At 67.5% G+C, this 12,512-nt stretch carries 12 protein-coding genes; 5 read left to right on the top strand and 7 right to left on the bottom strand.

Annotated features, from left to right (window positions below):
* A complete protein-coding gene (locus MDN94_RS34995) occupies positions 1–831 on the bottom strand; it encodes a glycosyltransferase family 2 protein (RefSeq protein WP_361899014.1) in 831 nt (276 codons plus the stop codon).
* 60 nt (positions 832–891) lie between these two features.
* Here MDN94_RS34995 and MDN94_RS35000 point away from each other — a divergent pair, with 60 nt between their 5' ends.
* Together MDN94_RS35000 and MDN94_RS35005 are read left to right on the top strand one after the other, a co-directional pair.
* Entirely contained in the window at positions 892–1,650 is a 759-nt protein-coding gene (locus MDN94_RS35000) for a hypothetical protein (protein WP_482729879.1), read from the top strand.
* Between the two features lie 11 nt (positions 1,651–1,661).
* Positions 1,662–2,990, top strand: a complete 1,329-nt coding sequence (locus MDN94_RS35005) for a hypothetical protein (RefSeq protein WP_482729880.1) — start codon at positions 1,662–1,664, stop codon at positions 2,988–2,990.
* A gap of 358 nt (positions 2,991–3,348) precedes the next feature.
* Here the strand turns inward: MDN94_RS35005 and MDN94_RS35010 are convergent, their stop codons facing one another.
* From MDN94_RS35010 to MDN94_RS35025, 4 genes are all read right to left on the bottom strand, one after another.
* Positions 3,349–3,570 carry a hypothetical protein gene (locus MDN94_RS35010; RefSeq protein ID WP_482729881.1) on the bottom strand — a complete coding sequence of 74 codons (222 nt, stop codon included), beginning with the start codon at positions 3,568–3,570 and terminating at the stop codon, positions 3,349–3,351.
* Positions 3,571–3,819: 249 nt separating this feature from the next.
* Positions 3,820–4,002, bottom strand: a complete 183-nt coding sequence (locus tag MDN94_RS35015) for a hypothetical protein (protein WP_482729882.1) — start codon at positions 4,000–4,002, stop codon at positions 3,820–3,822.
* Between the two features lie 6 nt (positions 4,003–4,008).
* Entirely contained in the window at positions 4,009–4,221 is a 213-nt protein-coding gene (locus MDN94_RS35020; protein ID WP_482729883.1) for a hypothetical protein, read from the bottom strand.
* Positions 4,218–4,388 carry a hypothetical protein gene (locus tag MDN94_RS35025; RefSeq protein ID WP_482729884.1) on the bottom strand — a complete coding sequence of 57 codons (171 nt, stop codon included), beginning with the start codon at positions 4,386–4,388 and terminating at the stop codon, positions 4,218–4,220. The genes MDN94_RS35020 and MDN94_RS35025 overlap by 4 nt, the downstream gene beginning before the upstream one ends.
* Before the next feature lie 369 nt (positions 4,389–4,757).
* Between MDN94_RS35025 and MDN94_RS35030 the strand changes: the two genes are divergently transcribed.
* From MDN94_RS35030 to MDN94_RS35040, 3 genes are read left to right on the top strand one after another with little or no spacing between them, the layout of a single operon-like run.
* Positions 4,758–5,279: a helicase associated domain-containing protein gene (locus tag MDN94_RS35030; RefSeq protein ID WP_482729885.1), complete on the top strand. Its 522-nt coding sequence runs from the start codon at positions 4,758–4,760 to the stop codon at positions 5,277–5,279.
* Positions 5,280–5,324: 45 nt separating this feature from the next.
* Complete coding sequence (locus MDN94_RS35035; RefSeq protein WP_482729886.1) at positions 5,325–7,895, top strand: NACHT domain-containing protein; 2,571 nt, start codon at positions 5,325–5,327, stop codon at positions 7,893–7,895.
* A 43-nt stretch (positions 7,896–7,938) separates the two neighbouring features.
* A complete protein-coding gene (locus MDN94_RS35040) occupies positions 7,939–9,030 on the top strand; it encodes a hypothetical protein (protein WP_482729887.1) in 1,092 nt (363 codons plus the stop codon).
* A gap of 417 nt (positions 9,031–9,447) precedes the next feature.
* On the opposite strand, the gene MDN94_RS35045 is transcribed toward MDN94_RS35040, so the two are convergent.
* Both MDN94_RS35045 and MDN94_RS35050 read right to left on the bottom strand, forming a co-directional pair.
* Positions 9,448–11,937, bottom strand: coding sequence for a DEAD/DEAH box helicase (locus MDN94_RS35045; RefSeq protein WP_482729888.1), 2,490 nt, complete (start codon positions 11,935–11,937; stop codon positions 9,448–9,450).
* 114 nt (positions 11,938–12,051) lie between these two features.
* The gene (locus tag MDN94_RS35050; RefSeq protein WP_482729889.1) at positions 12,052–12,285 is read right to left on the bottom strand and encodes a hypothetical protein; all 234 of its coding nucleotides are present in this window, start codon (positions 12,283–12,285) and stop codon (positions 12,052–12,054) included.
* Positions 12,286–12,512 lie beyond the last annotated feature (227 nt).

The following is a 12,512-nucleotide window of genomic DNA, read 5'->3' on the forward strand; positions in this document are numbered from 1 at the left end:
TCAGATCACGGGGGGACGGCCGAGGCGGGCGAGGCGGATCACGGTGCGCCAGCGCATCGGCTTCCGGCGCCCGCACGGAGTGCGCCAGCCCTCGACGAACCCGCCGAACCAGGCCCGCAGCCCGCCCAGGCTGCGGGTACGGGCCAGCGTCAAAGCCACCCACACCCCCAGGTAGACGGGCACCAGCACCGCTGGGAGGTGACGGCGCGCCAGGTAGACCCGGTTGCGGGCGTTGACCTGGTAGAAGAACGCATGTCGGGCCGGAGAGGTGCGCGGGTGCTGGAGAAGCAACTGCGGCGCGTACAGCACCGTCCACCCGGCGTCGATCGCTCGCCAGGCCATGTCGGTCTCTTCGTGCGCGAAGAAGAAGGCGTCCGGCCACGGGCCGACCTGGGCCAGCATTTTGGTGGACAGCACGTGGGCGCCGCCGAGGAATCCGGTCACCAGTCCGCCGCGCATGGGATCACCGGCCCGCAACCGGGGCACGTGGCGGCGCTGGGTCACCCCGGTCTCGTCCGCGATACGGAACCCGACGATCCCCAGCCGTGGGTCTGCCGCGTACAGCGCGAGGATCGTGGCGAATACGTCGTCGGCGACCAGCAGCCCGTCGTCGTCCAGGTCCAGCACCAGGTCCATGTCCCCCAGGTGCTCCAGGGCGGCGTTGCGGCCGCCGGTCACCCCCAGGTTCTCCTCGAGCTGCACCGTCTCGACCCACGGCGGCAGATCGGGCATCGCACACCCGTTGGCCACCACCACCGTCCGCACCGCCGGAGCCGTCTGCGCATGGACCGAGGCCAGCAGCTCCGCCAGCTCCTTGGGCCGCGTGCCCATCGTCAGAATCGCCACGCCCAGCTTCACGCCTGCTCCGTACCTCTCTGTGTGAAGGACGCCATGACCGATCGGACTGTGCCCGGCCGCGCCTGCCTCCAGGAACTCGCTGCCCAGCGCCGACTGCCCGCCCATCAGCCGATGGACCAGATGACGCTTCAGTGGATCGCGGACAACCGGCCGGTGAACTTCGACGCCGCGCCCAGCTTCCCACGCCCAGGCCTGATGCTCGTACCGGCCAGATCCTGGTTCACCACCGAGCGCCAGGCCGACTCCAACCACGGCATCCTCCACAACGCCCGCGTCAGCCTGCTCGCAGCGCTCCTGGCCCAGGAGTACGGGCTGGAAGACGACGACGTCGCGGCAGTGTGTGCCGCCGGGGCGGTCCACGACTGCCGACGACGCGACGACCGGGCGGATGCCGGGCACGGGCGGCGCGCCGCATCCTGGTTCCTCCACCACACCGACACGGTCACTGGTGCGATGAGCCGCCCGGTGGCGCCGGTCGCGCTGCACCGGGCGGCGGAAGCGATCGCCGTGCACGACGTGCCCTACGGCGACTTCACCGCCCAGCAGAAACGCGCCTACCAGGCCGCCCCGTACCTCGTCGATGTCCTCAAGGCCGTCGACTGCCTGGATCGCTATCGCCTTCCGCTCCAGCAGTGGTGGCCCGACTTGACCCGACTGAGCACCCCGGTGCCCGCTTGGCTGCCCCCAGCCGCCTTCGCACTCGTCGTACGCAGCGAGCAAGCCGCCCTCGACGGCGCCACCCACCACGACGCCCTCACCACCGCCCGTCAGAGCCTGGCCCACGGCCAGTAGGAGACCTCCTCGTGGACACGGAACTCGACGACGCCCACACCGACTACACCAGCCCCCACACCCGGCCCATGGCAGCCGGGTGCGCCGAGAGCGAAGACGACTGGCGCCGATACCTGCAACACGACACCCCCGGCGGCCACCTGCTCGCACACAACGCCATGACGGGAGTACTCACCAGCGGCCGGCCGATCCACCTGATGCACACCACGACGGCGCTGGACGCCATCCGCTCCAGCGGACAGCTCTACGCCTCCTCCGGCTGCCTGCTCGCCGCGCTGTACTGCGCGCCACTGACCGAGACCCCCGACGGCCTGCGCCCGCACAACCTCGGCACCTACCTGCTGCGGACCAAACCGCACACCCAAACGCTGATGATCGAGATCGCTCCCACCAGCTCGGCGCCCGCCAGGGGCATCGACTACCTGCGACTCGGCCGCGTCCACCTGCACACCTACCTCGATCACCGCAACTTCCTCACCGAGGAAGAAGACACCCAGATCAGCACAAAAGCGGTGCACCAGATCCGTACGGCCGCCCCCTTCCTGGACACGCTTGTGGCAGGCGCCGCCGGGCACAGGACGGCGCCGGACGCGTTCGTGGACCGCCTCGCCGCCACCGTCCCAGCCTTGCCGTTCCTGGGCTACGTGTACTTCGAGGTGCTGTCGGAGTACCTGATGCTCCACTCCACCAGCACCGAGACGAAGACGTACGCGAGGGCTGGAGAGATGAACAACCTCCTCTACAAGCGTCTGGCCTTCTCCGCGGTCAGCGGCATGGGCAAGCTGTTCGACCTGTCCCGCTTCCACCCCGACCACCAGCGCCTGTACGAGCTGATCGCCGACATCGAGCCCCCTCTCGCCCCCGGAGCAGCGCAGTACACCCGAGACCGCCTCTCCCACCTCTTCACCGCCCTGGCGCTCGACCCCGGCCAGGACGCAACCACCTTCACCTTCCACGAACAGGACTTCGACAGCCTCGCCCAGGCCACGCCACCTCTGCTGGGGCAGACGCTCTTCCGAGAAATGCGGATCCTTCAGCGCTATCCGCAGCTGTACCTCACCTTTGAGCAGGCCAAGGCCCTTCGGGCGTGGAACTACTGGAATGCCCACCAGATCGCGACGCCGTTCAACGGGTTCCTCCCCAAGGGTGAAATCGGGGTCAACCCCGCCTACCCCGCCGCCGGCCGCACGGTGTGGCGGGCGGAGACCTGCGAGCGGGGCCTGATCCACCCGGTCTACGAACTCGACGTCGCCTTCGTGCCCCGCATGGCGGACCTGGGCATGACCGCCATGCGCCGGGACGCCACCGGCAAGGCCGCCGGGCATCCGACCGCCGCCTGAACCGATCGACCGGCTCAGTTACCAGGTTCGCCCACCCCGCCGGCCTGCTTCGCAGATATCCGCGTGCGCTGTACAGCTGCGCTTCTACCGTCCAGCCCGAATGCTGATCGCCGGGGCGTGAGGAAGGGACATCGTGGACAATTGCATATCCGCCAGGGTGCAGGCTACGGGCGGCACGTTGGGCACGTACGTGAAGCGGCGACCTCGGTTCGACCGAACCGAGGTCGCAACCCGCATAGAAGCTCCTGGGGAATGGCTACATGCTGCCGTGGTCGGGGACGTGGCGGCCCTCGTCCAGGCGCATACAGCGCCCGGCCGGGTAGTCCGCATCCAGGGTGAAGACTGGTCGGCCCGTCTCCTAGACGACGGTCCAGTCCCCGGAGCCGCCGGTCAGGATCAGCGGCGAGCCGTCACCGATCCCGCACTCGGTACTCGGCCCTGTGGGCACGACCACCCCGATCTGCGTCGAGTCGTCCATCCCGGCGAGGAGGAGAAGGAGACGACCGACGGTCAGTGGCTCCGGAGGCGTGTGCTCATTGACCACCTCATCGGCGGGCCGCGCGAGTGCCTGCTGAAGCACTTCAACGCCCTGCGAGACTTCGGCCCGTTCGGGCCTGCCCCTACGGCTCTGTCCAGCGCTCAAGAGGCGCGTGTCTCGAGCCGGCGCCGCTACGTACGAGATCGATCGCTACGGCGGAATAGAGGGAACCACGTTCCATCGAGTCGCAGGCTGACAAGTGTGGATCCCGGAGGCGACCTTCGCTACGTGCCGACCCCGGTACCGGCTCGGAGCAATCCCCGGCCGATCGCAGCACTGCGCCTAATCGCCCTACAGCACCTTGACCAGCGCGTTCTCCTCCCAGCCGTCGCCGTCCTCGAAGTAGCCCTCCATCGCGGCGCTGTTCTCGACCCAGCCGCCCTGCTTGGCGATGACCTTGCGGTCGTTGCCGGCGCGCTTGGAGCTGGTGGCAAGCCCGCGGCGCGGGGAGTGCCCGGTTGGGCGGAAGGACACGTCGGCTCACTTGCCCAGCCGGGTGATGACGTCGCCGATGGTCTCCGGGTCGAGCCCGCCCTCCATGACGGTGTGCCAGCGGTTGTGCAGCGGCTTGTAGGCGAAGTCGTCCGGGTCGGTGAGACCAGCCTCCGCCTTCCAGGCCCGCCATGCGCGCACCGGGCAGCTGCTGGGCCGGGAGCCGAACGGGACCTTGACCTTCCGGGGCTTGATCTTCACACCCGGACGTCGACCTCCATGCCGTGCTCGGTCTCGACAAAGTCGCGGAGGCGCAGGTAGGCAAACTCGTGCTCGCGGCCGGCGATGGCGAAACAGGTCAGCCCGATGGAGCGGTCGCGGAGGCCCAGCTGCTTAGCAGAGAAGCCGCGATCGGACTGGTCCACCACGGCCGCGAAGCGTGCGCCTCCGCCCGCCCGGTGGAGACGATCAACGCTGTGCGCGCCCTGCCGCCCAACCGACCACGAGAGGGAGAAGCGTGAGCCACAACCTTCACCAGGCGCACGAGCGCACCGGATCCGTCGTCAGGCTTGCCCAAGAGCTGATCAGGCGCCCGAGCAGAGGCGGGATCGACGCCTACGGTCCGGTCCTTGCCTGCTGGAGGACTGGCTCACCGCTCATGCCCTTCCGCACCGGCGTCTGCACGACGAGGCAGGGGAACTGGTGGGCCTGCTGGTGGAGATCCCCGGCGGCCGGCCCGGGAAGTGGTGGGCCCTGGACGCCTGCCTGGACACCGCACCCTACGGTGACGAAGACGCATGGTCGTTCCCGCCGGCATCAGGCGACGTACGCGACCACTGGCTCCTCGGCAGCTGGACCACCGGGCCTGCCTGCGATACCACCAGCTCCACCCCGGCCAGCAGCATCTCCTGAGGCTGATCGGCATCACACCTGAGGTCGCCCACGCCCGCACCCGCACCCGCACCCGCCGCGCGCATCCCTGGCTCACCGCCGTCGAACACGCCCAGACCTTCACACACGGCCACCTCGCCGTCCCCCGCGACACCACCCAGGACGGCTTCCCACTCGGCCGATGGCTGAACAAACAGCGCTACCGCACAAGGAAGAAGGGCCCCAACCCTGCAGCCCGCGCCCTGACCGCCATCGATCCCTGGTGGAACCCGCCCTGGGGCATGGTCTGGCAACTCGCCTACCAGCGTGCCCGCACCCAACCTCACAGCCGGACCACCCGCCGCTGGATCAACAAACAACACCGCACCTGGCCCCTCCTCCACCCCGACCAACAACACCTCCTCAGCAAGATCGGCATCACAGCCTGAACGAGCCTGAGCGGACTGTCAGAGGGCCGTGGAAGCATAGGGATCGTGAGCGGCGTAGATACAGTCCGGGGTATCGCCTATCAGCAGGCACAAGGTGTCCTGGAGGCGATCGGGCTTCTGGAAGACCCCACCCTAGGCAGTATCCGGGTCGAAGGCACCGACGACGCTGTCGATATCGAGCTCCTCGCCCGCGACGGAACACTGCGTCACGCCATCCAAGTCAAGGTGCGCGCCCCCGACTACACATGGGGCGAGTCCGCGCTACTTGCAGTTCTGAAGCGCTGGGCAGTGCTCCCCGAAGCCGCACATGCATCGTTCGAGTTCCTCACCGACGGCCGACTCGGCCCGAGTGGCCGACGCGTACAGCAGGCTCTCGAAACAGCCTCGGAAGGGTCCACCGGTCCTCTTGCCGAGCTGCTCGGCGTGGGCGTCGACGAGTCCGTGTACATAGCGCTCGGGAGGGCGAGGATCCGCCAGGATCCATACAACACCAGCGCTCTGCTGACACGTGCCGAGCACCAGGTGACTGCGATGCTTCCCTCCGCTCGAACAGAGGCGGACCTGAGAGAGCAGGCCACCAAGGCCGTCGACCGGTTGTTCCGCGCCTTGTTCGACTTCGCGAGCAACTCCGAGCCGCAGCTTCGCGAGATGGACCGCCAGCGCATCGCCGCTCTCCTGGGCGTCCCCGCCGAACAGTCGGCTGCCCAGCGGTGGTCAGCCGTACGGGAGCGCTATCTAGAGGCAGCAAGATCCTGCATCGAGCAAGAGGTGATCGCACCTGCCGTTGCCGGCATCCAGATGCGAGACCCGTCGGTCATCCGGCAGCACGCATCGGACGGCGGACAGAAGTTGCGCGTTGGCGAGCTGCTCAGCGGAAGTGGTCCGGTCGTGCTCTCTGGCCGCACGGGGTCGGGGAAAACCACCGCAGTGCGCATCCTGCGCCAGCAGGCCGCAGCTGACGGCAAGGTCGTGATCACGGCGCACGCCGAGAGCTATCTTCCTGGACGTCTGGGGGCTCTCACGGCCGACGGCCTCGCTGCCGTGCTCCGGGAGGTATGCCCCACTGCCACCGGTGCTCAGGCGCTGTCAGACAGCAACGTCACCCTGGTCATCGACGGCGCCGCAGAGGTCGCCGAACCGGCTCGCCGCGCCCTGCAGGAAGAACTGCTCGCACCTGTATCCGCTGGGCACGGAGCGCGCATTGTGCTGGTGGGACGCGATATGGCAGCGCTTCGGGCCATGCTGCCCAGCAGCGTGTCTCCAGAGATGTTTCGGATGGTGCCGCTGGAGTACGAGCGGCGGGTCGAGCTGGTTGAACGGGCGACCGCCATCGACGGGGGATCGTGTACGCCGCACATGGCCCGCGCTGTCGTAGCGACCCTCGACAAGACACTGGGCGATGCCGCGGGCAATCCGCTCATGTTCTCCATGGCTACGGCGCTCCTGGACGACCAGGATGTTCCGAAGGGGAGAGCAGGCCTCTACCGAGCCTTCATCGAGCAGTTGGCTGCTCGAAGCGGCGCGACCGGGATGTCGGCTGTGCGTACCGCGCTGGGCATCGTCTATGCGCTTCTGCTGAATGATGGCCGCCGGTACGCGGACGTCTACGAATGGCACCACCTGCTCAGTCAGGCCACATCCGCCCTTCGATCTGTCGGCTTGCTGGCCGACGTATCGACCATTGACGAAGCAGCCCGCCGCTGCGGCCTGATCACCTCACTGGGCTGGGATCAGACCGTAGTCCCCATGCACGACTCGTTCGCGGACTACCTCGCCGGAGCCGCACACGCCAGCGGCGCCGAGCCTCTTCCCCACAGGCTTTCCGCCGGTGATGACCAGCGCATGCTGTTCTACGCAGAGATCCGGGGAGTCGACGAGGCGATAGCAGCACTGGTGGCCCGTGATCTGCCGTTCACGGCGGTGGCCCTGGCCGGCCACGATCGCAGGCCGCTGGGCCTGGAAGCACCGCACCAGGTCGCCTCATTGCTGTGCCATCTCTCCGCAGCCCAGGACCAGGCCGTGGTAATGAGTCGGCTGAAGGACGGACGAGCGCTGGCGCTGCGAGCTCCTGGAGCAGAGTCGGCCTGGGTCGATGAGGCTCGCGCCTTCGAACTCGCCCAAACATTTTATGCCGCCGTGGTGGACAAGGAGGCCGGTCCCCTGGCGGTCGCAACAAGGTTGTGGCGCCAGGAACTGCTTACCCGCCTTCACCAGCCCGCAGCTCTTTCCCCACGCCGCCCAGGCCCCGGGGAGACGGCAGCAGAAGCGCTGGTCCGGCACACTGAGCAAACAGCGCTGGTGGTCAACCAGTTGATCGACCTTGCCGCGCCGCCCGGTCACACCGCGGCGCTGAAAGCCCAGGTAGGCCCGCTCGGCCTGCACGCGGTCATCGGTCGTCCGCAGCAGGACACGCTAAGCGTGTACACGCCCGTCGACTACCGGCACAGTGACGACGTCGTCGTCGAGGCCTCTGATGAGCCCTCCTTCTCGACAGGGGAAACCTGGGGCTGCACCACTCTCGAACACCTGCTGGACCGTCCGCCCAGCGCCACGGCCGCCCAGCGTGTCCGAGAGGCTATCGAAGCCCTCACGACGAGCTCCTGGCTGACGCCATAGCAGCGCACACAGCAATCAGGCCCTCAGAAACGGATGAATGCCCATGAACGACACGGCTGTATGGCAAGCCGTAACACAGCAGGCCAACGTCTGGGCAGCCCTGCCAGCCGTACAGGAGTTCGCCCGTCAGCTGCCCCGGAACGCGCCCACCCGCAGCAGCGGAGTACCGGGCAGGTTGCAGCAGATGCAGGCCTCAGACGCCGACATCGCCGGAACTCCCATGCGCCTGACCCGGACAGTCCACTTGTTCGAGCAAGTCCCCTACTTCGACGCGCCGTACGACAAGGACGCGTGGAGAGCCTGGGTGCAGTCAGCGGCACGGGTCGAAGCCGCGCACCGCACGACCATCGCCTGGCTGCGAGCCTGGATGCCCGGCTACCCGCAGCTGCCCGCGCCGCAGCTCGCACCCGGAACCGCATTGACCACCATCGAGTACACCTTCCGTCTTGCCTGGCAGCCTGGCGAACGCGCCGCCGGCCTCCAGATGGGAGGGCTGCCGTCGAGCGCCGCCCGCCAGCTGCAGGCGACACCCAACCAGACACGGGCCCTCGAGGAGAGCGCCCGCACCCTGGCCAACGCGCTGCAGGCGAGTCAGGAATGGCAGCGGCTCGCTGACACCCGGCAGGCCCTGGACGAGACCAGCCGGAACGCGCTGCGCCAGACACGGACCCGCCTCAAACAGCGTCTCTCCCACACCGCCCTCGACGGCCACGAACCCAGCCAAGTCCTGGCGCGGCACAACTACCGCTGCACCGTGCTGACCGAGGAGATCGAGCACCTGACCGGCCCTGCCCGGGCATTCACCGACGCCTTCGACGCCGCAGACCGCCTGGTGGAACTCGCCGCGAGTGACGTCTTCGGCCAGCTCGCCATCCACGGCCGCCCGCTCTTCCTGGAACACGTCACCGGCATCGACCTCGAACCCGGAAGCCCTCGGCGCGTCCATTTCACCGTTCCCTACGACCCCTGGCTCGACACCGGCGAACTCATTCAGATCGACGACCCACTCCTGACAGACACATGCCTGCTCACCCGCACCACCATCAGCCTGGGATCCGGGCCCTCCCGCCTGTCCGCCCAGATCCTCCCCCAAACAGCGTCCCTGTGGGAGGCCACCCCGCATCGCCCCATCTGACACCCAGACTCGACGCTTCACGACCCGCTGGAAGCCGGGCAGTTTAGTCCCGCACGACGGACGGAACAGCCCCAAATCAGGTTCATCCCATACCCATAATCACTGAACATGCCGCCTCGTCACCACAGATGACCCGACCTGATCAGCCGACCCGCTACCTGACAAACCCGCAGATCAGGAGCCCACTCCAAGCCGACACGCACACCGGCCGCCGCCGCTAAAGCTCCCACACCGCTCGACCGAAGCCGTTCCCCAAACTGATCAACCCAGGTCAACCCACCAAGCACTGATCAGAAGAACCGCTCCTGGACATGTCCAAGATCGAGATGCGATGGGCATAGTCGGTGGCAGGCCGGGTGTTGCTGGTCAGCGTTGGCTCGGAGGCGCAGTCCGAGCCAACCTAGCGAGCAAACCGGTTCAGCGAGGGGTCACGCTGAAGCGCTGAGCGATGCCTTCGGCCTGAAGGTGGTGTGCACGGTACTGCGTCGCCACGGCCTCGGGGTCACTCCAGCTGCCCGCATCCGCGAGCGCCACCATCGCCTTGCGGACGGCATCACTGAGCTGGGCCATAGTGCCGCTGGTGATGATGCGTGTGCCGGGAGGCGCCACGGCGTTGTACTCCAGCTTGTTGATGGGGTGCAGCAACACGGGAGTCGCGCTGCAGGACTGGTCGTAGAGCTCATGGAACCAGTTCATGGAGTGCGCCAGCTGTTCGACGGAGCTCCGCCAGATCTTGTCCGAACTCGCTCCCGACTTGGCTTCAAGCACCAGGTACTTCAGTCCTCCGGTCGCCCATAGGACATCTGGTCCGTTGCCGGTGACAAGCTCGGGGCGCTGCGCTTCGAATCCGAGGTGAAGTCCCAGGCGTTCCAGGGCCCGCTCGAAGATGGGCACCTGCTTCTGGACCGGCCGGTAGACGAGCTCGTCAAGGAGGACATCGATGCCCACTAGGAACTCGTTGCGGTCGGCGTAGGTGCTGGCCAGATAGCCCGCGGCCAGAACCGCCTGCGTGTCGGTGGGCTTGATCTTGGTGGGTTTGACGCCGGCGATGGGCCGCAGAATCGCAGGGTTGTAGGCGAGCGCCTTGACGAGGATCTGCTGGGCCTTGGGCTCGTCAACGAAATGCTGGTACGCGGCAAGCTGCTCCTGAAGGAACCCCCGCTCAGTTTCGTCCGTCGCCGCGGCAACGGCCTCGCTCATCTGGGTGACGGCTTGGGCGTACTGGCCGAGCGAGGCTTGGTCAAAGGCCCGGCGGGCAGGGGCTGCGCCTGCGGAGACTGTGCTCTGGGGATAGGTGACTTCGCCCAGAGCACCACGCGCAGCGGCCACCCAATTCGGGTCCCGGCCCAGAACCTGCGCGATGACGCCTTCGATCTTCTCCAGTGGCTGGCTGGCCAGCTGGACGGCCACCTGACGGGAGAAGTCGATCTGCGCGCGGGTGGCAGGGCTGAACCGGGAGCGGTATCGGGGCGCGGCGATGAGCCGGGACAGGTGCGGTCCCATCAGCAGGACGACACAGTGGTCGTTGGCGGAGCGGACGCCTCGGCCCATGCCCTGTTCAATGCGCTGCAGCTGGCGGTTGGCCATCTCGTCGGAGTCGCCGAGCACGATCGCCTCACGGCGGGTCTGCCCGCCGTAGACCTGGGGCAGTCCGTCCATGACCAGCACTTCGCAGGCTTTGCGGGGCAGGTCGATCCCGTCGTACTTGTTGACAAGGACCACAAGGCCGACGTGCCCGTCTCGGAGCCTGGCAACGGCGGCGCCGATCTCCTCGGACTTCGAGGCGGTGATGTCTGCGTACTGCGCCCAGGCAGAGGCCTTGTAGTGAGAGGGGACCAGGACGACGACGTTGACTTGCTCAGCGAGTTTGGCAGCCATGCCGCGGACTGCGGCTTCCTTGATCGAAGCACTGATTTCCTGCGGTGCGAGGATCAGCCGGTCGCCGAGGTATCCGGCGCTCGTCGGGGTGATGGGTACCCCGACCGTTTGGGGGTCGGCCGCGAAGTCGGTGACCAGGACGCTGTCGTCGGCCAGGGTCGCAGTCAGATGCACGCGCCGTCGGGCGCGGGCAAAGCTGGCGATCTTGTTGATCGGCGGGTACGGCGGCTGGACTTCCAGTTTGTCGGCGGTGAAGACGGCGCGGCAGATCGGCAGGACATCCTTGATCAGTGGCCATGACCACTGAAGTTCGTCATCGTCGCGTAGCTTGTTCAAAATCGCCGTGACATCCGTGATGCGGCGGGTCCAGGCCCAGAACGGCACGGGGGCCACGGCCGAGGAGTCCTCGGTGGTCAGGCCCTGGTAGGTGATCTCCGACTGCTGGCGCAGGTCGTCGGCGAACATGCCGAGGAGTTCATCGAAGGATCCCTTGTGCTGGTCGCGGGAGAGCGTCAGTGTGAACTTCTCCTTCACGGTGGCCAGCGCCGCATGCGCGTCATCGATGACGATCGTGCCGACGTCCAAGACGGGTCGGCCGTCGCCCTGGAGACCGAAGACGCTCTTGCCGTTGACGAACCGGTGGAGGCTGAGGACGCAGATGGCCTCGCCGCTGGCGAAGCGTGCGGACCGGGGATCATCGGTCACCTCCACGCCGAGTTCGATGGCCTGTTCCATCGCCTGTGAGGCCAGGTACGGGTCAGGCGCGAGGTACAACACTGGGCCCGCACCCTCGTTGAGGCTCGACTGGCAGATCAGCAGACCCACCACCGTCTTGCCGCCACCAGTGTTGAGCTTGACGACCAGGTCCTTCTCCGACCGCCGGTCGTACCACGTCTGCAGCACCTGCCCCTGGGGGTCACGCAGGAACTCGTACCGTGCGGCACGCTCGGGCAGCGCGTCGAACAGGACTCGAGGGTCAGTGGGCGTCGGAACAGGCCCCGAGCCGAAGGTGGAGAAGTCGATGACCATGGATGGCCCCCTGAACTCATGTGTCACGGGCCTCTGGTGGCACCGCTGCAGCCGACGCTAGCGGACGGATCATCTAGTTTTCATCTAACTTGAAGCAGCATGTGCGACCTGCTATCAAGCGCGGTCGGCGTACGCGGCCCGTGCCGCTTCCAGCACGTCGGCGGCGGCCCGTCTCTGGGCGCGGCCCCGGGTGGCGGACAGATGCTGCTCGCAGCGGCCGATGTCGGTGAGCGCGTCCACGGCGGCCTGGTTGGCCCGGGCGCGGGCGCGGCCGGTGGCGGCGTACGCGCCGTCGGCCTGGTCGGCGCGCCGGACGGGTGGTGTTCTCGGTGGCCGGGCGGCTGCCACTGCCGCCCGGCCTGGGTGTTGCAGTCAGTTCGAGGTGCAGAAGCGCTTCGGGCGCGGCGGAAAGTTGCCGAGGTAGTTGCGGAAGTAGTTCCTTCGCCACGCCGTCCAACGCTGACGCAATCGGGACCGCCATGCGGCAATCATGCCGTTGGCTCCTCTGGTGGCAGCGGACGACGATGTCCAGCAGGCTCAGTGCCGATTGTCGGCGCGTCCAGCGAGGCCCTGCA

It is taken from the genome of Streptomyces sp. WAC00040, assembly GCF_056835925.1.